General features: G+C 40.5%; 19 protein-coding genes. 8 read left to right on the top strand and 11 right to left on the bottom strand.

Annotated elements, in window-relative coordinates; all coding sequences use genetic code 11:
• Together CWC11_RS07800 and CWC11_RS07795 are read left to right on the top strand one after the other, a co-directional pair.
• On the top strand, positions 1-1,242 hold the full coding sequence (locus tag CWC11_RS07800) for a glycerate kinase type-2 family protein (RefSeq protein ID WP_138682228.1): 1,242 nt from the start codon (positions 1-3) through the stop codon (positions 1,240-1,242).
• 73 nt (positions 1,243-1,315) lie between these two features.
• On the top strand, positions 1,316-2,473 hold the full coding sequence (locus CWC11_RS07795) for an ROK family transcriptional regulator (protein WP_138682227.1): 1,158 nt from the start codon (positions 1,316-1,318) through the stop codon (positions 2,471-2,473).
• Positions 2,474-2,595: 122 nt separating this feature from the next.
• Here the strand turns inward: CWC11_RS07795 and CWC11_RS07790 are convergent, their stop codons facing one another.
• The gene (locus CWC11_RS07790; RefSeq protein ID WP_138682226.1) at positions 2,596-3,522 is read right to left on the bottom strand and encodes a manganese-dependent inorganic pyrophosphatase; all 927 of its coding nucleotides are present in this window, start codon (positions 3,520-3,522) and stop codon (positions 2,596-2,598) included.
• A gap of 118 nt (positions 3,523-3,640) precedes the next feature.
• On the opposite strand from CWC11_RS07790, the gene CWC11_RS07785 reads away from it, so the two are divergent.
• The gene (locus tag CWC11_RS07785; RefSeq protein ID WP_138682225.1) at positions 3,641-4,156 is read left to right on the top strand and encodes a hypothetical protein; all 516 of its coding nucleotides are present in this window, start codon (positions 3,641-3,643) and stop codon (positions 4,154-4,156) included.
• Entirely contained in the window at positions 4,156-4,965 is an 810-nt protein-coding gene (gene mutM, locus CWC11_RS07780; RefSeq protein WP_138682224.1) for a bifunctional DNA-formamidopyrimidine glycosylase/DNA-(apurinic or apyrimidinic site) lyase, read from the top strand. Before CWC11_RS07785 ends, mutM begins: the two co-directional genes overlap by 1 nt.
• A 276-nt stretch (positions 4,966-5,241) precedes the next feature.
• Here the strand turns inward: mutM and CWC11_RS07775 are convergent, their stop codons facing one another.
• The 7 genes from CWC11_RS07775 to lptD all read right to left on the bottom strand — a co-directional run bounded on the left by CWC11_RS07775 (position 5,242) and on the right by lptD (position 13,979).
• Positions 5,242-7,257, bottom strand: a complete 2,016-nt coding sequence (locus tag CWC11_RS07775; RefSeq protein ID WP_138682223.1) for a methyl-accepting chemotaxis protein — start codon at positions 7,255-7,257, stop codon at positions 5,242-5,244.
• A gap of 136 nt (positions 7,258-7,393) precedes the next feature.
• A complete protein-coding gene (locus CWC11_RS07770) occupies positions 7,394-8,212 on the bottom strand; it encodes a symmetrical bis(5'-nucleosyl)-tetraphosphatase (RefSeq protein ID WP_138682222.1) in 819 nt (272 codons plus the stop codon).
• Positions 8,213-8,220: 8 nt separating this feature from the next.
• On the bottom strand, positions 8,221-8,610 hold the full coding sequence (gene apaG / locus CWC11_RS07765) for a Co2+/Mg2+ efflux facilitator ApaG/CorD (RefSeq protein ID WP_058549433.1): 390 nt from the start codon (positions 8,608-8,610) through the stop codon (positions 8,221-8,223).
• Positions 8,594-9,400: a 16S rRNA (adenine(1518)-N(6)/adenine(1519)-N(6))-dimethyltransferase RsmA gene (gene rsmA / locus CWC11_RS07760; RefSeq protein WP_058549434.1), complete on the bottom strand. Its 807-nt coding sequence runs from the start codon at positions 9,398-9,400 to the stop codon at positions 8,594-8,596. The genes apaG and rsmA overlap by 17 nt, the downstream gene beginning before the upstream one ends.
• On the bottom strand, positions 9,397-10,389 hold the full coding sequence (pdxA, locus tag CWC11_RS07755; RefSeq protein ID WP_058549435.1) for a 4-hydroxythreonine-4-phosphate dehydrogenase PdxA: 993 nt from the start codon (positions 10,387-10,389) through the stop codon (positions 9,397-9,399). Before pdxA ends, rsmA begins: the two co-directional genes overlap by 4 nt.
• Positions 10,390-10,391: 2 nt before the next feature.
• Complete coding sequence (surA, locus tag CWC11_RS07750; protein WP_138682221.1) at positions 10,392-11,687, bottom strand: peptidylprolyl isomerase SurA; 1,296 nt, start codon at positions 11,685-11,687, stop codon at positions 10,392-10,394.
• Between the two features lie 39 nt (positions 11,688-11,726).
• Entirely contained in the window at positions 11,727-13,979 is a 2,253-nt protein-coding gene (gene lptD, locus CWC11_RS07745) for an LPS assembly protein LptD (protein WP_058549437.1), read from the bottom strand.
• 102 nt (positions 13,980-14,081) lie between these two features.
• On the opposite strand from lptD, the gene CWC11_RS07740 reads away from it, so the two are divergent.
• The 3 genes from CWC11_RS07740 to djlA are packed head-to-tail and all read left to right on the top strand — an operon-like array spanning position 14,082 to position 16,629.
• The gene (locus CWC11_RS07740) at positions 14,082-15,083 is read left to right on the top strand and encodes an aminoglycoside phosphotransferase family protein (protein ID WP_138682220.1); all 1,002 of its coding nucleotides are present in this window, start codon (positions 14,082-14,084) and stop codon (positions 15,081-15,083) included.
• A complete protein-coding gene (gene murU / locus CWC11_RS07735) occupies positions 15,080-15,739 on the top strand; it encodes an N-acetylmuramate alpha-1-phosphate uridylyltransferase MurU (RefSeq protein ID WP_138682219.1) in 660 nt (219 codons plus the stop codon). The genes CWC11_RS07740 and murU overlap by 4 nt, the downstream gene beginning before the upstream one ends.
• A 29-nt stretch (positions 15,740-15,768) precedes the next feature.
• On the top strand, positions 15,769-16,629 hold the full coding sequence (gene djlA / locus CWC11_RS07730; RefSeq protein ID WP_058549440.1) for a co-chaperone DjlA: 861 nt from the start codon (positions 15,769-15,771) through the stop codon (positions 16,627-16,629).
• Here djlA and CWC11_RS07725 read toward each other — a convergent pair.
• The 3 genes from CWC11_RS07725 to rapA all read right to left on the bottom strand — a co-directional run bounded on the left by CWC11_RS07725 (position 16,612) and on the right by rapA (position 21,384).
• Positions 16,612-17,544 (bottom strand): DUF3530 family protein, encoded by a 933-nt coding sequence (locus CWC11_RS07725; protein ID WP_138682218.1) that lies wholly within the window; start codon positions 17,542-17,544, stop codon positions 16,612-16,614. The genes djlA and CWC11_RS07725 overlap by 18 nt on opposite strands.
• An 81-nt stretch (positions 17,545-17,625) precedes the next feature.
• Positions 17,626-18,279 (bottom strand): bifunctional tRNA pseudouridine(32) synthase/23S rRNA pseudouridine(746) synthase RluA, encoded by a 654-nt coding sequence (gene rluA / locus CWC11_RS07720; protein WP_138682217.1) that lies wholly within the window; start codon positions 18,277-18,279, stop codon positions 17,626-17,628.
• Between the two features lie 210 nt (positions 18,280-18,489).
• A complete protein-coding gene (gene rapA / locus CWC11_RS07715) occupies positions 18,490-21,384 on the bottom strand; it encodes an RNA polymerase-associated protein RapA (protein ID WP_138682216.1) in 2,895 nt (964 codons plus the stop codon).
• Between the two features lie 306 nt (positions 21,385-21,690).
• Here rapA and CWC11_RS07710 point away from each other — a divergent pair, with 306 nt between their 5' ends.
• Entirely contained in the window at positions 21,691-23,088 is a 1,398-nt protein-coding gene (locus CWC11_RS07710) for a PhoH family protein (RefSeq protein ID WP_104643334.1), read from the top strand.
• Positions 23,089-23,137: the final 49 nt, after the last annotated feature.

Here is a 23,137-nt window from a genome sequence, read left to right as displayed (position 1 = left end):
ATGGATGCTAACAAGTCGTTTTTAATCGATTTATTTACCACTGCGGTAAATGCCTGTAAACCGAGTGCTTGCATGAGCAAGTACTTAAAAAATATAGATGCCAGCAATGGCTTATGTGTAGTAGGTGCAGGTAAAGCGGCCGCAGAAATGGCCGCTGAGGTCAATCGCTTTTATGGTGATAAATGCTTTGGCGCTGTAGTGACACGTTATGGCTACGAAAGTGCTGGCGATACTGGGCGCATAAAAGTACTGAGCGCTAACCATCCAACACCAGATGATAACAGCTTAGCTGCAGGCAAAGCACTGTTAGAGCTTGTAAAAAATAACCCTGCCGATATTCCTATTTTGTTTATTATATCAGGTGGTGGCTCGTCGCTTATGTGCTTACCGGTAGATGATGTACCGTTTGCGCAAAAGCAGGCACTTAATCAGTTTTTACTTAAAAGTGGTGCAAGTGTTGATGAAATTAATGTTGTGCGCAAACAACTCTCGCTTGTTAAAGGCGGTAAGTTAGCGCAAGCGGCTGAATCGGATTATGTAACGCTGATTATTTCTGATGTAGTAGGCGATAAGCCAAGCGATATTGCCTCAGGCCCCACTATTAGCGATGGCAGCACTAAAGCTGATGCACTGGCTATTTTACAAAAGTATAATTGGCCAGTCATAAGCGAGATTGAAGCTCATTTACTAAAACCTGAGCAAGCGCGTGCAGCCGATACAGTGGGAGAGCACTTTATTGTAGCTAATGCGCAGCACGCCATTGATAGCGCAATAAATGTAGCACAGCATCAAGGTTGGGATACGCAAGTACTTGGATACGATATTCAAGGAGAGGCAAAAGACGTTGCCCGCGCACATGCTAAAATTGCTCTTGAGCAAAAAGCGCAAGGTAAGCGCGTTATGTTGTTCTCAGGTGGCGAGCTTACAGTAACTGTTGCCGATGTATACGGCGATGGCGGCCCTAATCAAGAGTATTTAATGGCACTGGCTGATGCGCTAAATGGCGAAGCCGGTATTTACGCAATAGCGTGCGATACCGACGGCGTTGATGGTAGTAAAGACGTTGCTGGCGCGTATATAGATAGCAGTACGATTGCTCGCGCACAAGCCGCCGGCGAGAACTTACAAGCGCAGTTACAAGGTCATAATAGCCATCAGTTTTTTAAAGCCATTGATGATTTAATTATTACTGGGCCAACAAACACTAACGTTAACGATTTTAGAGTCATTGTGATTGAGTAGGCGCTGCGCCGTACTTGTTCTTTATAGTGGTTTAACGTAATCTTGTGCTCCAATTTTATTAGGGTTAATAGCTATGTTTTCGCTAAATAACAGTAACTTATTACGCTCAGGTTTTGAGCTTGGAAAAGGCGATAAGCTTTTTCAAGACATTGAGCGTGATATTATTAAAGTGGTGTTTTGGGAGCAATGCGTAACACAAAGCCATATTGTGAGCGCCACCCGAATTCCGCAGCAAACTGTCTCGCGTTTACTTAAGTCGTTAACCCAGCACGGCGTAATAGTGCAAACCGATACGCTCATTCCTAATAAAAAAGGCAAACCTGGGTTTGGCATTGCGCTAAACCCTGATTACGGGTTTACCTTTGGTTTAGCTATTTTGCTTGATGCCATTTCACTTGCGGTTATGGATTTTACTGGCAAAGTGGTTTACACCCACATGCAGCTAATGTCGGATATGAGCATTAATAACGTGCTTAAATGCGCGCAAAAGCTGGTGGATGATATAAGCGCAGAACGCGATATTCCAAGCGATAAAATACTGGGTATGGGCGTGGGTATTTCAGGCTTTTTTAGTTCTATGGACGGTAAAATGAATACCCACCATATGCTAGAAGAGTGGTCGCAAGTTGATATTATCGATATTGTATCGCAGCATTTTCAGTTACCTACTTGGGTGGTTAACGACGCCACAGGCGCAGCTGCAGGCGAGGGCGTTGCAGGTATTGGCCGTGAATATAAAAACTTTGTATATATGTTTGTATCGGCCGCATTTGGTGGCGGTATAGTTAATAACGGCGACGTACTGCGTGGTACTTACGGTAACGCTGGCGAGCTTGGCGATATGCTACCGCCTAAGCTATATGCTCATCCTAATTTAGAGTTACTAAAACGTATTTTGAAAAAAAATGGCGTTGCGGTTAATTCAATTTACGACCTACACGATAACTTTGACCCAGAATGGCCAGGCGTTGAAGAGTGGCTATTTAAAGTTCAAGACTCGTTTGATTTAGTGGCAACTTGTTGCTCAGCGCTATTAGATGCAGAAGCGATTATTATTGGCGGCCATATACCTAAAGAGCTGGCTGAAAAAGTAATAGCCCGCACAGAGGTTTACGCGCAATTTAGACGAGGGGCCAAACGCCCAATGCCTAAGCTGGTGGTGTCTAATATTGATAATTTTCCAGTGTCGATAGGCGCAGCCACATTGCCTTTTAGAGAGCTGTGTTTGTAGCGTTTTCTTATCTTTAATAAATCGCTTAATTTAGCGATTTGGTACTGTAAGCGTAAGCTTAAAAACAAAAAGCCGATAATGCATATGCACTATCGGCTTTTTAGTGTTATTTAGTAAAGCTATTAGGCTTTAGCAAACGCATCTTGTAGTGGTGGTACTACTTGCTTTTTACGGCTTAATACGCCGTTTAACCATACTTTATCATTTTCTGGTTTTACGCCGTAAGCCTGCTCAACTAGGCTTGCATCGTCAGATACAATTAGCATCTCTGAGCCTTCTTTCATGATATCGGTAAGCAGTAAAAATACAGAGTGACGATTACCTTCAGTTTTAAGTTTTGCAATATCAGCTTCAAGGTCAGCTTTAATATCGTCAAACACAGCAAGGTCGATTACTTCTAGTTGGCCAATACCTACTAGGTTACCGTTCATGTTGAAATCTTTAAAGTCACGCATAACTAAGTCACGTGCAGGTGTATCTTCTACTGCAGACTTAACGCGGAACATATCCATGCCTAGTTCTTTAAAGTCTTCAACACCCGCAATTTCAGCAAGTGCTTCAACACATTTAATATCGGCAGTGGTACATGTAGGTGATTTAAATATTACGGTGTCGCTTAAAATTGCACACATCATAATACCTGCGATGTCCTTAGGGATTTCTACGCTGTAAAAATCGTACATCATTTTAATAATGGTGTTTGAACAGCCAACAGGACGGATCCAGCATTCAAGCGGGGTAGATGATGTTAAGTCACCTAATTTATGGTGATCTACCACGCCAACAACACGGGCTTGGTCGATATCATCAGGTGCTTGTGTTTTTTCTGTGTGATCCACAATATACACATCTTCGCCCGCGTAGCTTAATTTAAGCTCAGGTGCTTCGAAGCCAAATTTATCAAGGATAAATTGAGTTTCTGGTGAAACTTCACCAAGACGAGTTGGTATTGCCGGCTCATCGATTTGGTTTTTTAAATAAGCCAGTGCAATTGCACCACAAATAGAATCTGAATCTGGGATTTTATGGCCCACTACATACATAGACATTGACGGAACTCCTTTAAATTTGCCGATATTCTAACAAAGTCTACGCCCTTTAACATATAGACAGTGCAATTAAGTTTTAGTTACACTTTAAAATCTTGAATTTACTAGGTGTATAAATATGCGACTGGGCCGTAAAGGTTGGAACAACGTTATAATTTTTTCAATGTTGATTATGATCTTCTTTTTAAATGGCTGGCATAAGCAATTTTTGGGAGGGGAGGATAAACCAGCATTACAAGCAGTGCTTCCTGAGCAAAGTTTTGTATTAACACTTAAGTTCGTTGATCAAAAAATTGAACGTATAGGTACTAGCTGGCGAACAACACCACTACAAAAAGATGCGCCGCTTATTTGGCAGGCAACTGAGCAGCAACTTAAAGATTTAGTTAGCTATTGGCAAAACGCGCAGCTAATGGGTGTAAATGAATCAGTGGTTTTTAATCCTAATTCACCTTTATATGTTGCCACCTTTGAGCTTGCGGGCGAGAGCCTTCCTTGGGTTTACTTGCTTTATAAAGGATCTGGGCAATATTATTTGCTAGAAAAAAATAGCCAGCGAATACTCGCTCTTGATTTAAGTACTGCACAGCAGTTGTTTCCAAGTTTTGATTTTTCACAAAGTGAGTCTAATTAATGCCTGAATTACCAGAGGTAGAAGTGAGCCGTATGGGGATCACCCCCCATATAAAAAACCAGGTTGTAACTAAGGTCAATATTTATAATGCCAGTATGCGCTGGCCTGTACCTGATGATGTTTACCAGCTAGAAGGGTTAACTGTTACTAGTATTGAGCGCCGTGCAAAATATTTATTACTGCATTGTGAGCTTGGTAGCACTATTTTACATTTAGGTATGTCGGGCAACTTACGGGTTGTAGATAAAAGCGAGCCTTTAAAAAAGCACGACCATGTAGAGTTTGTATTTGGAAATAATAAGGCGCTGCGCTTAAACGATCCACGCCGTTTTGGTTGCTGCTTATGGCAAGAGCCTGGCGAAGTACATAAGTTGCTTTCAAAGCTTGGGCCTGAGCCTCTTACTGATGATTTTTTTGCAAAGCGGGTGTACGAGCAGTCACGCAATAAAAAAGTACCTGTTAAACAGTTTATTATGGATAACGCCGTGGTTGTTGGTGTAGGAAATATTTACGCTAACGAGTCATTGTTTAAAGCAGGGATACATCCAAAACGCGAAGCTGGGAAGGTTTCTCTTAAACGCTATCAAGCGCTTATCCCAATAATAAAAGACACGCTTGCGGCCGCTATAACTCAAGGTGGTACAACCCTTAAAGATTTTGCACAAAGTGATGGTAAGCCAGGCTATTTTGCACAAGAGTTATTAGTGTATGGGCGAAAAGGAAAGCCCTGTTTAACGTGTGATAATGAGTTAGAAGAAATAAGACTGGGGCAGCGTAGCACCGTTTTTTGTTCAAATTGCCAAAAGTAACTACCTTTACTTTTTAATGCTCTAAAGAAAACCCCGTTAGCACATAGTGCTAACGGGGTTTTATTATCTATAAAGCGTTTTATACCAATCCGCAATAATACTTAATCATTTTGCGGGGCTAAACGTGCTGCTACCTGCATTAAAAGACTGCATGGATGCAGAAGGTAGAGCAATGCAGGAACAATTGCCGAGAACAACTCAATAGCGAATTTTTTGCCTAGCTATCAACACGCTTTTCCAGCCTCAAAATAGATCATTTAATTAAGTGAATTGACATTAAACTTTAAATTCGTCTACTGATAAACGTAGCTCTTCAGCAAGTTTTGCAACTTCAGAGCTTGAAATGTTCGTTTGGTTTGCGCCTTCAGCAGTTTGCTCTGCAATCGCTACAATCGACTCTAAACGTTCGCTAATCTCTTGCGCTACTTGTTGTTGCTCTAGTGCTGCTGTTGATATTTCTTCACTTACATCATGCGCTTGTGAAACCGCAAAAGTAATTGAGTCAAGCGCGCTACTTGCTAGGTCTGTTTGTTCAACACACGATACCGCACGTTGCTTACCTTTACCCATTGCTGTTACAGCAGCCTCTGCGCCTGTTTGTAGCGATTCAATCATCGATTGTATCTCTTGGGTCGACTCTTGTGTTTTGCTTGCTAAAGAGCGCACTTCGTCTGCTACAACGGCAAAGCCTCGGCCGTATTCACCCGCACGTGCAGCTTCAATAGCGGCATTAAGTGCAAGTAAGTTAGTTTGGTCAGCAATACCGCGTATAACATCTAAAATACTACCAATTGATGCGCTATCTTGGTGTAGTTTATTTATAACTTGCGACGCATCATCTACTTCGCGTGCTAGTTGCTCAATAGTTGCTTTATTTTGGTTTGAAATACCTTTAACGCGTTCGGCTTCTTTATCGGCATTTTTAATTTCGCTTAGAGCTTGTTGAGCACTGCCACTTACTGTTTGTGAAGTACTGCTCATTTCAGTGGTTGCCGTAGCTGCTTGTTCTACTTGTGCTTGCTGGTTACGAATTGCTTGGCTTGACTCAGCAGTAATTGCAGAGGTTTGCTCTGATGCCGCAGCAAGTTGGGTTGAGCGAGAAATAATACCTTTAATTAAGCTGCGTAGGCTGTCTATTAAGGTATTACAGCTTTTAGATAGTTCGCCAAACTCATCTTTAGCACTATCGTCTAAGCGTTGGGTCATATCGCCGCTAGCTACAATGTCTAAAATACGGTTAACTTCAGCGAGTGGTTTAGTAATACGGCTTACTGTAATAATGGCTATGGCAATAGCAAGTAATGTAGCTATTATCATACCTACCCATGTCCATAAGTTAGCTGAGTCAACGTCGCTACGAACGCCTTGCTGTAATTTAAACGCAACATCACTGGCTTGCTTTACAAGCTCATCAATTTGATTAAGTGCCATTTTTGTTGCTTGTTCTGATTGAGCAAGCTCGGCTTCGGTCAGTGTAATCGCATCAATTAAGCGCTTTTTGTTAGCGGCTAATCCATTGTTACCTTTTATGTTGCTCTCTAACGTATCAACATATTCTTTAAGGCTTGTGTACAAGTCACTATGTGATTGTTCTATTGCTGGTTTAATAAGAGCAAGTGTACGGGTAACTTCATCAAGGTAATAAGTTTGCTCATTTTTAACAATATCGAGCGTACTGAGTGTTTTTACAGTTAGCATATCGGTGCTGTTACTTACGACCGACATGAAGTTGTTTTCTAAGTTGTTTGCAGCTTGATAAGCACGGGGGTGGTTTTGCTCAAATCCATCAATATCAATAATATCTAATACGACCGAGTTAGCGTCTTCAGCACTTAGCTCTATATTTTCAAGTTGTGCGGTTAAGGCTTTATTTAGTGCAAGTTGTTTGCTTTTATCCGTTAGTAAGCTTTCTACTGTGCTTAAAAAGCTTAGGTAAGTTTTTTCTACGTTTTGGCTACTTTGATTCAGAGCGGTATCGTTTTTAACTACTTCTTGAAGTTCACGATGAAGTGTATTAAATAGCTGCTTTTGTTCATTAACTTGTTTTTTTATTGGTTCTAATTCTTTAGCTGATGAAGTGTAAAAGCTAGCTTGAGCGGCTTTACTCATTAAAATAAATTCAGCTTGTAACTCTGAACTCTTATTTAATGCTGGAAGTGATAGTTGATTCACTTTTTGAGTAGAGCGATCGATATTTGCTATTTTTATTAAGGAGTTACCACCAATTATTAGTAGTAAAAGGGTAATAAATATAAAACCACCCCAAATACGTTGGCTTACTGTTAGGTTCATAAGTTTTCCACTCAAAAATACTTCAATTAAATCTTATCGGCGTTTGTACCAATAAGTTAAGCAATTAAAATCAATTACTTTAACTAATTTTAACTTTTAATTGATAAATCTAACAGATGTATTAGTTTATTTCAGTTTATTTAGACAAAAGGTGGGATTTTTCTACAATTAATTTTTTATTACTCAGCTCCATAAGGGTCATACTGCCCCCCCACACACAGCCAGTATCTAAGGCATGAATACATGGGTTTGCTGTTTTACCTTCAAGCGCAGCCCAGTGGCCAAAAATAATATCGTGCTTCGCATTTACTATATTTGGGTGTTTAAACCATGGCGTTAGCTCGCGACTATCAGTTATTGCACCTTTTGCATTAAGCTCTAATTGATTATTAGCAGTTAAAAAACGCATGCGAGTAAAATAATTGACTATGTATCTAAACTTTTCAAAATCATCGAGCTCGCTTGAAAATTTACCAGGATGAGGCTGATACATACGCTCAAAAAATAGTTTGGCATTACTTGATTGGTAACAGCTTTTTGCAAATTCGGCGTACCTTAGCGCATTGTTTATTGTCCAATCAGGGTTTAACCCTGCATGAGAAATAAAACAATTATATTGTTTTAGCTCTATTGCTAATGGCTGAGTTTGTAAAAAAGAAATGTAGCGAGCAAGGAAAGGGCTTTCAAATATAGGGCCTAACTTGTCTTTAGGATTAATTGATTTGTTAAGGTAATAACAGGCAACCATATGAAGGTCGTGATTACCTAAAGTGATAGTCATACTATCTTGGTGTTTGTAAATGTGATCTAGGCAAGCAAGAGAGTCTGGCCCTCTGGCTACTACATCGCCAACTAAATATAAGTGATCTTGGCTTGGGTTAAAATTAACGCGTTGTAAAAGGGTGTTAAATTCACTAAAACACCCTTGTAAATCACCTATTGCGTAATCGGCCATCGATACACTTAATGTAAAATGTTAGGGCAGGCCAGGCGAAACACATTAATAGGTGCCTGAAACTCAGAGCCAAACTCGTTACGTAATGTGTAATGACCCTGCATTGTACCCACTGGCGTATCTAAAATTGCACCACTGGTGTATTTATAGCTTTCGCCAGGGCCAATGTCTGGCATTTCGCCTACAACACCTTCACCTTCAACTTCGACTTCTTTGCCGTTTGCATCAGTGATTAACCAATAACGGCTCAGTAGCTTGGCACTACAAAGGCTATGATTTTTAATTGTTACTGAGTAAGCAAATACGTATTTTTCAAGCTCAGGTTGAGACTGACCTTCTACGTAAAATGTTTCTACAGATACCTTTACAGGCGATCCTATATTACTGCTTGTTGTCATAAATCCAGTTAGCTATATCAATAAATTGTTGTAACGATAGGCTTTCAGCACGAAGAGTAATATCTATACCAATGCTTGTAAGCTCATCAGCTGTTAGTAAATTACCTAAACTATTTCGTAATGTTTTACGACGTTGGTTAAATGCTTCTAAACATACTGTGTTTAAAATTTTCACGCTTTTAGCTGTACGTTGCTCTGCTTTTTTAGGGATTAAGCGAATAACTGCCGAATCAACCTTTGGAGCAGGTTTAAAGCACTCTGGCGGTACTTCAACTACAGGCATTGCATTACAGTAATACTGCGTCATAACACTTAAGCGGCCAAATGTTTTACTGCCAGGGCCAGCTACCATGCGCTTAACGACTTCTTTTTGAAGCATAAAGTGCATGTGCTCAATATGGTCAGCAAATTCAAAAAGATGAAATAGCAAAGGCGTAGAAATATTGTAAGGTAAGTTACCAAACACTTTTAATTTTTTGTCGTCACGTACCAGGCTTGCAAAGTCAAACTTCATTGCATCGCCTTGGTTTACCGTTAATTTAGGACCTAAAAATGGGTGCTCAATTAAACGTTGTGCCAAATCTTTGTCTAGTTCAACAACCGTTAAATGGCCGCTTAAATCAGCCACAGGCTCAGTAATAGCGCCAAGGCCTGGGCCTATTTCTACTAAGTTGTCTTCTGGTTTAGGATCTATCGCGGTGACTATTTTATCGATGATAGATTCATCAAATAAAAAGTTTTGTCCAAAACGTTTACGGGCGCGGTGTCCTAAATGTACTTTATCGGTCATTGATTCTGTGCTTTTTCTTGGGCGAGCTTAATTGCTTCGCGGATCGCTAATTCAAAACTGCCAACATCAGCGGTTCCAGTGCCTGCTAAATCGAGTGCAGTACCGTGGTCAACTGAGGTGCGGATAAATGGTAAGCCTAAGGTAATATTTACCGATTTACCAAATCCCTTGTATTTTAGCACAGGTAATCCCTGATCGTGATACATAGCAAGCACAGCATCGGCTTCAGATAGATATTTATCTTGAAACAGGGTATCGGCTGGAAGTGGACCAATTAAGTTCATGCCTTGGCTATTGAGCAGTTCAAGCGTTGGGGTAATTGTTTCTATTTCCTCAGTGCCTAAATGTCCATCTTCACCTGCGTGTGGGTTTAAACCACACACTAAAATACGTGGTTTTTCTATACCAAACTTAGTTTGTAAGTCGTGGTTTAAAATACCTGCTACTTTAGTTAAACGCTCTGGTGTAATAGCGCGAGATACATAGGCAAGTGGAATATGAGTAGTTACAAGGGCAACACGTAAACCTTCAGTTGCTAGCATCATTACTACATCGGCAGTATTTGATTGCTGTGCAAAATATTCAGTGTGGCCACTGAACGAAATACCCGCTTTATTTATAATACCTTTGTGAACAGGACCTGTAACAACGGCGTCGAAGCTACCGTCCATGTTTTTCTCGCTTGCTATGCGCAAGGTATCTAGTACGTATTGGCCGTTACCATCATCAAGTACGCCAAGCTCTACATCTACACCTAAATCAACTTGATGAATGTATAAGCTGCCCGCAGGCGCTACCATTGCAGGCGCTTCTTCATCAAATTCAATTAAGTTTATTGTTAAGCCTAAATGCTCTGCACGCTCTTTCAATAGTTTGCCATCAGCAATAGCTACTAGTTGAGCGTCCCACGCTTGCTGAGCAAGCGTGAGTAGCAAATCTGGGCCAATACCGGCAGGTTCACCCGGGGTAATAGCAATTCGTAAGGTCATATTTATTGTTCTGTTGGGAAAATTTCAACGTGAGCTTGCTCGCGCATTTCTTGCTGCCAGTTGAAACTTTCTTCCTTAAATTTACGGTTAAATAACATGCCGTGAGCACGGTTACGTTTAGCAAGCTCTGTTTTATCAGCTACGCGTTTTCCTAGTAGCTGAACAATGTGCCAACCAAATTGCGTTCTAAACGGTTCGCTTATTTCATCTTGCTTAAGAGAAAGTAATGTATCTTTAAACGCGGGTACGTAGGTCGTAGGATCAGTCCAGTCGTATTCACCACCTTTAAGTGCTGAGCCTGGATCTTCAGAGTATTCTTTAGCTAGCTCGCCAAAGTCAGCTGTTCCTGCGCGCAAATCTTTTGCAAAACCTGCAAGCATAGAGCGTGCTTTTTCTTCGCTTAAAATAATCGATGGTTTAATAAGAATGTGACGAGAACGAACCTCTGTAGTTTCGACTACTTGTAGGCCACGTACGTCTTGTACTTTAATGATATGAAAACCAGCGCCTGAACGAAGAGGACCAACAATAGCGCCTGTTTTTTTACCTTTTACAGCTTCAGCAAAAAGCGATGGCATTTCGTTAATACCCATATAACCAAGCTGACCACCTTCAAGTGCTTGAGAGCCGCTTGATGATGAAATTGCAATACGTTTAAATTCTTGGCCGTCGTTTAATAGCTCAATAACTTTATCTGCACGTGTTTTAGCACTCGTAATCTCTTCAGCGGTAGCATCGTTAGGGATATCAATTAAAATATGACCAATGTCGTACTCTTCAGCACTTTGACCTTGGGTTTCCATAATTTTTAAAAGGTTATCAACTTCTTGCTCACTGATATAAATACGGCGATCAACGTTGGCTCGCGTTACTTGTTGCGTGGTTATTTCTTTACGAATTTCTTCGCGGTAGCTTTGAAAGCTTTCACCAGCACCTTCAATAGTACGACGTAAATCAGCAATAGTACCGCCTTGCTCTTTAGCCATGTTGGCAAGTGTTTGATCCAGTTGGCTGTCTGAGATTTGTAGACCCATTCGCTCAGCCATTTGCATCATAAGCGCTTGGTTAACTAAACGTTCTACAGCTTGTACACGAAGCGTTTCGTCTTTTGGAAGTTGTTGACCTTGCTCTGCTGCTTGCTTTTTAACACGATCAATAATGGTGTCTACTTCGCTTTTTAAAATTACGCCTTGGTTTACAACGCCTATAACTTTATCAATTTCTACTGGTGCAGCCATTGCACTTTGACAAAGGCTGACACTTAAAACTGCTGATGTTAATAATTTTTTTAAATTCATATTCTTTTTACTACTCTTGCTAATAGTACTGTTGTGATACTAGTTATTAAGAAAATACGGTCTACGATAGCCAAAAATACCTTGTTGTAATAATTTTTGTGCATCATAACGGCTTTTACTGCCAAGTCCTTTTAATACAAAATTCAAACTAATACCTGAATCAAAAGTTGCTTGTTCTTGCCCTATTAACTGATTTAAATCAGTTTCTATTTGGCGATGGCCAGTAATTTGGATTGCCCAACAGCATGATTCATACTGAAATCCGCTCAATACTTCGATGCTTCGATTATTTTCAAGGTCTCGGTGATAACTTGCAATAAATTGCCATTCGTCACTAATAGGAACACTTGTAAATACACCTGCTTGCTCGATTGTATTTCCTGAGACATCATTTGCATAGCGATGGTTCAATTGTACTAGCTGATTATTATCACCTTTGTAATCAAGAGTGACATTAGACTGTACCATTTGCTTGCCATCTGTATCGTACTGAATGCCCCCAGCAAGATACCAGCGGCGATGCCAATGTAACATGGTTTGTGCTGCAAATAGTGCATTATAATTAGTATCGGAGTTTAAGCCTTGCTCTGTAGGCTTTGCATCGTCACTTAAATAAAAGATTTGCCCTGCACTGAAGTTAAACACTTCTTCTTGTTTTTTATCGAACAAGCGAGTTGTTGCACCTAACGTAAATTGATTAGCTGCCGCTATTCGGTCAACACCTGAAAAGCGCACGTCTCTGAATAAGCCGTAATAATCGTCTTGTAATTTGGTGGTATCAAATAAGCCTATGTCTGACTGATCTTTATTTGGGGTATATAAATACTGAATTTGTGGCTCAAGTGTTTGTATACCGTCTTCAAAAAAGTAAGACGCGTCACGCTCAAAATTAAGCTGAGAATACAAGCGTACTTTAGGAATTGTACGAGAAACTGTATCGCTATATTGCGTACCGGTTAAGTTACCATTTTGCTTATAGTTAGTTTGTAATAAGCTCACTTCAGATAAAAAAGACCACGCATGAGTTGCATAGTTATAGCGAGCTTTAGGCTCAATGTGCACGCGTGTTGCACTATCTATATCTACCTCTGAAGAGCCATTAGTAAAATGGCTAATCTCGCCTGATAGCGTAAAGTCAAAGTTGTCAAAGCGCCACGGAGCAGTTTGAGTAAAGTTAATTTGCGGTACAGCCGTGTATGATTCTAAGTGATCGCCGAGTACTTCGAAATTTTGTACTTTTATATCGGTGCGCCATGTCTCACCTAAGTGAGTAAGCGAGCCTGTACGATAAAGCTGAGTATCGGTTTTACTGGCGTAACTTGAACCTAAGTCAGTTATGTAGTTATCATCACTTACGTTAGTTACATCAACATTCGCACGCCAGTTTTCACCTAAGTAACTTTGCTGCTGCCAATGAAATATGTAGCGCTCTTCTAAATCAGGCTCTGAGTCATCGCTATCTAAATATTCAACACCCACTAAACCTTCATGTTGTTCAGTTAGGTATCTAAACTCAGTTTGTAATTGCAGCCCTTTATTAGACATATAGCGAGGGGTGATGGTGGCATCAAAGTTAGGCGCAATATTTAAATAATACGGTGTAACGGTTTCTACGCCGTATTTATCAGAACTTGAAATAGTCGGTGTAAGTAAGCCCGATTTACGGCGCTCATCTAATGGGAATGTGAAATACGGTAAATATAAAACAGGTGTATCTAAAATACGTAAAACTGCGTTGTAGGTTTCGCCCCAACCTTCTTCTCGCGAGAGGTTAATTTCATCGGCTTCTATTTCCCATACTGGCGTATCACTTGGGCAGGTAGTAAAGCTTGCATTCATTAGCAATAAGCCAGACTGATTAACAGTAAGTTTTTCAGCGCCGCCTTTGCCTTGTTGTTCGCTCAGGCTGTAATCGGCGCCTAACAAACTTACTTCTGAATTATTTAAATCGGCGTTTAAACCGGTGCTATTTACCTTACTAACATAATCTTGATAAGTAATTGGCCCTGTTGCATTTAGTAACCCACGCTGTTTGTCTATCAACGCAGTTTGTGCGGACAAACTCATCTTAAGGGTGTTAATATCAACATTGCCGGTAAATTCAGCGCTTTGAGTGCCAAGTAGCTCGACATCATCAGCTTGAATGTCAACTTCACCAAGGTTAAGGCCTTCAAGTGGTTGCCAAGCTCTGGTTTGCATTGAAATGCCACACAAGTTGTGTGCAAGTTCAGTTTCGGCAAGCGATGGTGCGCTAACTACGCTTAGCATCAATATGCCCCAGGTTTTGCTCATTTATTGACCTTAATGCTGTGTGATTAAATATAATCTACACATAATAAAGGAAAATAATGGCAAATACAGTAATTGACCTATAAAAATAGATATCACTATAAAATGACACGCTTTGAGAATTTACAACAATTTATAAACGTACAGCTTAATGCCAAATCGCACACTCTAAATGCCATTACGGGTGATGCGAGCTTTCGTCGTTATTACCGTCTAAATCACGATAATAAGCATTTAATAGTGATGGACTCAGATCCAAAAAAAGTAAATAACGAGCCGTATATTTCGTTAAATAAGGTGTTTACAGAGCAAGGCTTTTTGCTTCCTTCTATAATTGCAAGCGATGAGCAGCAAGGCTTTTTTATATTAAGCGATTTAGGGTCTACTCACTTAGCCGATATGCTCGATGACAAAAATAAAATAGAGCATTATAAGGCATTAATCAGCTTAAATGCGCAGTGGGCAAAAACGCCATCAGCTTCAGCCATGCAAGCTTATAGCAAAGATTTCATCCAACTTGAGCTAGGCATATTTAGCCAATGGTTAGTGAGTGATTTTATAAGTGAATTACTCACTACTGAGCAAGTAGCAATGTGGCACTCAAGCTGCGAGTTACTTACAAATGCTATGCTTTTACAACCTACCGTGACTGTTCACCGCGATTATCACAGCCGCAATATTATGTATAGCAACGGCCAGTGGGCCATTATTGATTATCAAGACGCCGTACAAGGCCCACTTTGCTATGACCTAGTATCGCTATTGCGCGATTGCTACTACAAACTACCTGAAAGTGAGTTATCAAGCTTACTTGATTTTGCTTATAAAGAATTTATCGCTCAAGGGTTAATAAAAAACACCTCTTTTAGTGAATTTAAATATTGGTTTGATTTAACCGGTATTCAGCGTCATTTAAAAGCTGCGGGTATATTTTGTCGGCTATATTTACGGGATTCAAAAACAGGTTATTTAGATAATATTTTACCAACTCTCGATTACATTGTTGAAGTAGCCGCATATTATCCAGAGCTTAGCGATTTAAGTGAGTGGATAAAGAATACAATTGTGCCAAAAGTTACAAAGCAACTTGCTGCGGAGCGAACATGAAAGCAATGATTTTAGCCGCAGGGCGCGGCAAGCGAATGATGCCGCTAACGCAAAATATGCCAAAGCCAATGTTAAAAGTGGCTGAAAAACCACTTATTGAGCACCATATAAATAATTTAAAGGCGGCGGGTATTACTGACATTGTAATAAACCTCGCTTGGCAAGGTGATAAAATTAAAGATTATTTTAAAGATGGCAGCCAATTTGGTGTGTCTATAAATTACAGCCAAGAGGTTGAGGGCGGCCTTGAAACTGCTGGCGGTATTATTGAAGCGTTACCGATGTTAGGTGATTCGTTCATTGTTATAAACGGTGATGTATACACCGATTACGATGTAAGTGCGCTTAAGCAGCTTCACTTACAGCCTGGCGAGGCGCACATAGTGCTTATAGAAAACCCGCCACATAACCCTGATGGCGACTTTACATTAAGTCACTTATCGGATGAGAGCCAAAAATATACGTTTTCAGGGATCAGTCGATATCAGGCTGACTTTTTTAAAGGATTAGCCCAAGGAGTTCGGCCTTTAGGGCCAATATTACGTGAAAAGTTAAATGAACATTTAGTCTCTACTGAGCTCTATATTGGACAATGGGATGACATTGGCACACCAGCGCGTTTGGATGAATTAAACAAACGTTTAAAAGCGCAGTAAATATTAATTTAAAAAAGGCAGTATTATAAATGTGGGGAAAAATTCTCGGTTTTTGTTTTGGCTTTATGTTTGGCAAAATTTTTGGTGCCATATTAGGTTTATACCTAGGTCATTTATTTGATAAAAGCCTTAAAAACGATTTTGACAAAGCCGGTGGCTTTTCAAGCTTATTTAAAGGCGACGATGTACATGAACGCCAAGCTTTATTCTTCTCAAGTTGCTTTGCGGTTATGGGGCACATTGCAAAATCGAATGGCCGTGTAAGCGAAGTACATATAAAAGCAGCTAATTTATTTATGGATGAAATGGGCTTAAAAGGCGATGAACGTCGCGAAGCTCAACATGCATTTCAAGCGGGTAAAGAAAGTGATTTCTCTTTAAAAGAAACCGTAAGCGATTTTAAGGAGCGCTTTACCACTCGCCACGATTTATTGCAGCTGTTTTTAGAGATACAAATTCAAATGGCGTTTTCTGATGGTGTATTAGCTGAGCAAGAAAAACAGTTATTAGCACAGGTAAGTAAGCAGTTAGGTATTTCTAAACCTCATTTTGCATTTGTTTTAAAACGTTACCAAGCTGAGTTTAATTTTAGGCAGCAACAGCAGCGTTACAAGCAACAGCAACAAGGTCAAAGTAGTAGTTACCGTGAAGGTTCTGGGCATCACGTACCGCCTGATAATAGTATGAACCGCTCACAAGCACTTGCGTTACTAGGGTTAAATAGCGACGCTACTGCGCGAGATATTAAAGTCGCATACCGAAAATTAATGGCGCAGCATCACCCTGATAAACTGGTGTCGCAAGGGTTACCAAAGCACATGATGGAAGTTGCGGTTAAAAAAAGCCAAGACATACAGGCAGCTTACGAGTACTTAAAAAAGGCGGCGTAAAAACCCGTCTATTTCTTTGCTTAAACGTGCGTGCTGCTGTGGGGCGTTTCGCATACCAAAAAGCTGGCGCTGACGGTAATCAAACTTAGCGTTTCGGTTAACCCATCGCTTGCGGTTTTTAAGACTCATTAAAATGTCTGTGCTGTCATTTGCATAGTAAATATCAAGTAACGCAGGGGTTACTAGCGATGTTGCTTGGCTTAACTCTTCATTGCGTTGAGCATTCGGTAAGTAGCTGCTTAAACTAACAAAAGCATTAATTTTAGACTCTGGGAAATCTGCATAATACTCAAGTAACATGCCTGCACTCGCTCCTTGGGCTATTACAACAATATTACTGGGCTCAGCCATCGCTGTTTGATAGAGCGCTTCGTAGCGTAGTATTAAATTAGTTTTGTAGTCATCAAGCACATCATTATTTACAGGCTCAATTGCATTTACATAGTGCGGCTCTGCGCTTTGTTTCTCAGGTTCATTAGCATCACCTTTAGACTCATCTCTGGTTGGGGTTTCTACAGCGTCAGTTGGTGTAACAGGTTTCATTTTTTTTGCTTGCCAATCTATATCTGGCACAGTCATAGCGTAGGTTGTGTAACCTAAGTTGTTAAGCTCTTTACGAAGAAAGCTCATACCTGAGTTATTCGTAGGGACTGAATGCCAATCCGGAATAAGTAAAACAACCCCTCTAAAATTGCTGCTCATATATTCGCTATAAAGGCTCAAAAATTCGGTATCGCCAGCAAGAATTGGTTTTATTTCAGCGTTGGGGAGTAGGCGTTCTATATCGCTGTTTTCAATACTTGAAAGTGCAGGAGGGGCAATATGCTCAACCGCAGTTGCAGGCAGAGCTAAAAAAACTGCGCAGCTAAACGCTAAGCAACACAAAATCTTTTTAAATAATTGCAAAAAAACCATAACACACTCAACTAATAGCCATTAGTTAAGTATCGGCCTAGTTAACTAAAAGTTTAATAATTTAGTTAGTCATTGAGCTTATTAAAATTCGGGCTCAGCTTCAAAAGTAAGTACTTGCTCAGTAACAGGGTGCTTTAATATAAGCATTTGCGCATGCAATTGTAAGCGAGGTGCAGCAGAGAGTGCATCTTTATGGGCGTATAACCTATCACCTAAAATAGGGTGGCCAAGGCTTAACATATGCACACGTAATTGGTGCGAACGCCCTGTTATTGGAGTGAGCTCTACGCGGGTAGCATTAGCTTCGCGCGTGAGTATTTTATAATGTGTAAGCGAAGGTTTACCTCTTTCATGGTCAACCATTTGTTTAGGGCGATTAGGCCAGTCGCAAATAAGCGGTAAATCTACTGAACCGTTAGGGTGTTCAAGCTGACCGTAGACGCGTGCAATGTAACGTTTTGCGGTTTCGCGTTCTTGAAACTGCATACTTAAATGCCTATGCGCCGCCTTATTCATTGCCAAACACAATATACCTGAGGTCGCCATATCTAAACGATGAACTATTTTAGCTGTTGGAAAAACGCGATTAACGCGGTTAATTAAACTATCGGCATGTTTTGGATCTTTACCCGGAACCGTTAATAACTCACTTGGCTTATTAACAATGAGCAAGTCGTCATCTTGGTACAGTATGGTCAAATACGGACTCATTGGGGGATTGTAATTAACTAACACGGCCGACCTCAGTAATTTTGCAGGGCGCTATTTTAGGGGAGCGAAGGAAAAGGCTCAAGGAAAACATTCTCAGCCTGTACAAAGGCTCCTAACTTGTATGCAGTTTTCTAATGCATAAAAAAGCGCGGTATAAATACCGCGCTTTATTAAGCTGTCATTTTCAATTTTTTACTAACGTCTGACAGCTATAAACTTAAAGCTCAAAAAACCTTAGTGCGAAACCACAATTAAGCGAATTGCATCAAGTTGTAACTGCGCTTTTTCAATATGCGTAGTCAGCTCGCTGCGCTGCTTATCGAAGAAAGTAATTTCCTCTTGGCGAATATTCGGGTTAATTTGTTTAAGGGCTTCTAAACGAGACTGCTCTTCACCTAGCGTACTTTGCATTTTAGTTAAAGAGGCTTCACGAATCACTTCTAGTTTTTCTTGTGCCATGTCTTTTGCATTGCTGATCATTGGGTGAATAGCACTTTGCAGTGCCCCGGCAAGTTTACTTGCTGTTTGGCGACCTACAGCAGAAAGTTGTTGGTTAAAGCCATCAAACGCTACGTTTTCACCTAAGTTATTACCTGCTTTATCAAGTAATATACGAATAGGTGTTGGCGGTAAAAAGCGACCCACTTGCAATACTTTTGGCGCCATTGCTTCGGCAACAAATATCAACTCAACAAAAAAGGTACCCGGCGGTAATTTTTTGTTTTTAAGCAGTGCAACCGATGCGCTACCAAAGTCATCGTCACAAATCATGTCCATAGTGCCTTGCACCATTGGATGATCCCAGCTAATAAAATGTACATCTTCTTGCGAAAGTGCAGTATCACGGTCAAACGTAACTGTCATACCATCTTCTTTTAAGCTTGGGAACGAGGCGTTTAGCATATGCTCTGTTGGCTTTAATATAATCGTGTTTTCGCCTTTGTCTTCTTGGCTTACGCCGAAGGTGTCGAATACGTTGATCATGTAACTTGGAAGCTCAAACTGATTGTCGAGTTTTTCAATGTCAGTAACCAAAGAGTCGGCAGCACCTTGGCCAGAAGAATGAAGCTCTAATAAACGGTCTCGTCCACTTTCCATTTTTTTACGTAGCACGGCATTTTGTTGCGCTACTTGTTCTAGCATTGGATCTAGCTCGTCTTCATCACAGTTATGCGCTGAAATGTATTCAAGTAAATCTTCGCGAAACTCTTTATACAATAACTGACCAGTGGTTGATGTGGTTTCAAAGGCATCTAGGCCTTCGTTGTACCAACGCAATAATACTTCTTGAGCTGTGTTTTCAAAATATGGCACGTGAATATTCACGTCTTGTGTTTGACCTATGCGGTCAAGTCGGCCAATACGTTGCTCAAGTAAATCAGGGTTTAGTGGTAAATCAAATAACACTAAATGATGCGAGAACTGGAAGTTACGACCTTCTGAGCCAATTTCTGAACACAATAGTATTTGTGCGTTGTCGTATTCGTCGGCAAAAAATGCAGCCGCGCGGTCACGCTCTATAATCGACATACCTTCGTGGAAAACCGAGGCTTTAATCGCTTCGCGTTCACGTAGTATTTGCTCAAGGCTAATGGCGGTTTCGGCTTTGGCACAAATAAGGAGTACTTTTTCGTGTTTAAGCGTTTTAAGTGTTTCGATTAACCAATCTACACGTGGGTCAAATAACCCCCAGCTTGCACTTTCGCCTTCAAATTCTTGAAATATTTTTTCTGGAAAAAGAGCGCGATGTGCACTTAGTTCAGCGTTTTGAATACCACCCATATTACCTAGTACCGACATAGCCGTTTTGTACTGCTTTGGTAATGCCATTGGGTAGGCGTGCAATTTACGGCTAGGGTAGCCATCAATGCCACTACGACTGTTTCTGAATAATATACGGCCAGTACCGTGACGATCGAGCAGCATGTTGAGTATTTCTTTACGTGCTGGTAAATCGCCTTGCTGTGCTTTTGCAAGAATATCGGTAATGTCGGTTTCTTTTAATAGCTCGATAAGTGTCGCTTTAGCTGTATCGTCTAGTGCTTGCTCTTGCAATAACTGATTTGCAGCCTCTGCTACGTCTTTATAATTTGCTTCTTCTTCTTTAAATACGTCGTAGTCGTAAAAACGGTCTGGGTCGAGTAGTTGTAAGCGGGCAAAGTGACTGCTATGACCTAGTTGATCAGGTGTAGCGGTAAGTAAAATAAGGCCTGGAATATCTTGGCTAAGCTCAGCCATTCGTTGATATTCAGTACTTGGTTTACCATTATTAATGCTTAAGTGATGCGCTTCATCAACAACTAATAAGTCCCAGTCAGCAAGTGTTGCTTGTTCAAACCAGCGTTTTTTCTTGGTTAAAAACTCTAGGCTTGTAAGCACTAGCTGCTCTGTATCAAATACGTTTGGTGAATCGGCAAAGGCTTCGTCACAACGCTCTTCATCAAAAATAGAAAAACGTAAGTTAAAGCGACGTAGCATTTCTACTAACCATTGGTGCTGTAGGTTTTCAGGCACAACAATAAGTACGCGGCTTGCACGGCCACTAATTATTTGTTGGTGTAATATCATACCTGCTTCAATGGTTTTACCTAGGCCTACTTCATCAGACAGTAAAACGCGTGGTGCAAAACGTTTACCTACTTCTTGTGCAATATAAAGCTGATGCGGAATAAGGTTAGCGCGTTGGCCAATTAAGCCCTTAATAGGTGATTGCTGGCGTTCAAACTGGTGCTGCCAAGTTTGGTAGCGAAGTGTATAACGATCAAAGCGATCTATTTGGCCTGCAAATAAACGATCTTGTGGTTTATTAAACTTAATAAAATGATCTAAAAAGGTTTCTTTTAACTTTGCTTCTTCGCCGGTATCAACACGCGACCCTACGTAACAAAGTAATTCCCCCTGAACTTCAATAGACTCTACTTCTAATTCCCATTCTTCAACGCTTTTGATCACATCGCCAGGATTAAATGCCACACGGGTAACAGGTGCTTCTGCACTAGAATAAACACGGTTTTCACCACTGGCAGGAAATAAAATGCTGACCTGACGGCCCTCAATGGCAACTACGGTGCCTAATCCTAAATCTGACTCTGTATCACTGATCCAACGCTGACCTAAGGAAAAATTCATGTATGTCTCGTCTATGAAGAAAAAGGCGGCTATGTTACCTGTTACATAACACCACTGCAAGGCGCTATTTGGCTCACTTTTAATTAATTTTGTAAGTGTTAATTATTACTATTAAAACCGCTTGTTTGTGGCTCTTTTTTAGGTAAATAAAAACTATATCTAGTTTGTAATAAAACGGACTTTTATGACAAATAGACTAAACTTACATTATGCCTTAGCAATTAAGTATTGCAGGTTTGAGTTTTGGCCCGTTTTACTTAGTTATTTTGGTATAGCATAAAAATCATAAAACGTAAGGAAAGTGCTATGGAAAAAGCTTCGAACCTTGAAAGTAAAATGTATGTGCTAGACACCAATGTACTGTTGCACGAACCCCTCGCTTATTTATCATTTCAAGAACATAACGTTGTCATCCCCATGACGGTACTTGAAGAGCTCGACCACATTAAAGACAGAAAACACGACGTAAGCCGCGATGCACGTGTAGCTATTAGAGGCTTAGATGAGGTATTAAAAAACGCAACTCCCGAACAAATGCTCCAAGGCGTCGCATTACCAAGTAACAAAAAGGCCAAAGAAAGCTCAACAGGCACCCTTATAATTGTAAATGATCATTTATTTGCCGATTCAATCTCTGGCCTACCGGGTAACGAAAACGACCACCGTATTATTAACTGCGCCGTACATTTACAAAAGCAGCACAGCGACTCAAAAATTGTATTAGTAACAAAAGACATCAATATGCGCCTTAAAGCTAAAGGGGCTGGCCTTAAGTATGTTGAAGATTATAGAACCGACCAACTAATTGACGATATTGCATTACTAACTAGTGGCTATAAAAAAATAGAAGGGGATTTTTGGCAACATGTGGGGCAATGTAATACCGAGCAAAGCGGTCGTGATACCTATCATCATGTTTCTAAAAATTTAATACCAGATGTGTTTTGTAACGAGTATTTGCTCGATGGCGGTGAGCACTTTGCAGCGCGGGTAAAATCGTACGACGATGAACATATTACTTTAAAAGACATAAGCGTTGAGCGACTAATGCATCAACACGCGTGGGGTGTTAAACCTAAAAATATTTACCAAGGTATGGCGCTTGATGCGTTGCTAGATCCAAGTATTGAACTTGTTATTTTAACCGGGCCTGCAGGGTGCGGTAAGACGTTGCTAGCGCTTGCCAGTGCACTTGAAATGGTTATTGAAAAAGGTATTTACGATAAGGTAATTGTAACGCGTAACACCCCAGAAATTGCCGAATCTATTGGCTTTTTACCTGGCACTGAGGAGGAGAAAATGGCGCCGTGGTTAGCTGCCATCACTGATACGCTTGAGGTATTACACAAAGGCGATGAAAACCCAATTTCTAGCCGTAACTACATTATGGAAAAAGCCAATATACAATTTAAGTCGGTTAACTTTATGCGTGGGCGCAGTATTCAAAATGCGGTGGTAATTTTAGATGAAAGCCAAAATTTAACGGCTTCTCAGCTAAAAACAATCATTACACGTTGCGGAGAAGGCACAAAGCTTATTTGTAGCGGTAATCTCGCGCAAATTGATAGTAACTACTTAACGCCTGTTACTTCTGGCTTAACGTATATAGTTGAGCGTTTTAAAGATTTTGAAGGCAGCGCAACGATTAATTTAAATGGTGTAGTACGAAGCCGTTTAGCCTCTTTTGCGGAAGAGAATTTATAGCTTGCGCTTAACAAATTGGCTCGTTAGTCTAACGGTTGATTTTCGAGCC

Source organism: Pseudoalteromonas sp. S3178, from assembly GCF_005886985.1.
Taxonomy (GTDB): Bacteria; Pseudomonadota; Gammaproteobacteria; order Enterobacterales; family Alteromonadaceae; genus Pseudoalteromonas; species Pseudoalteromonas carrageenovora.
This window is presented reverse-complemented; position numbering and strand designations above follow the sequence as displayed.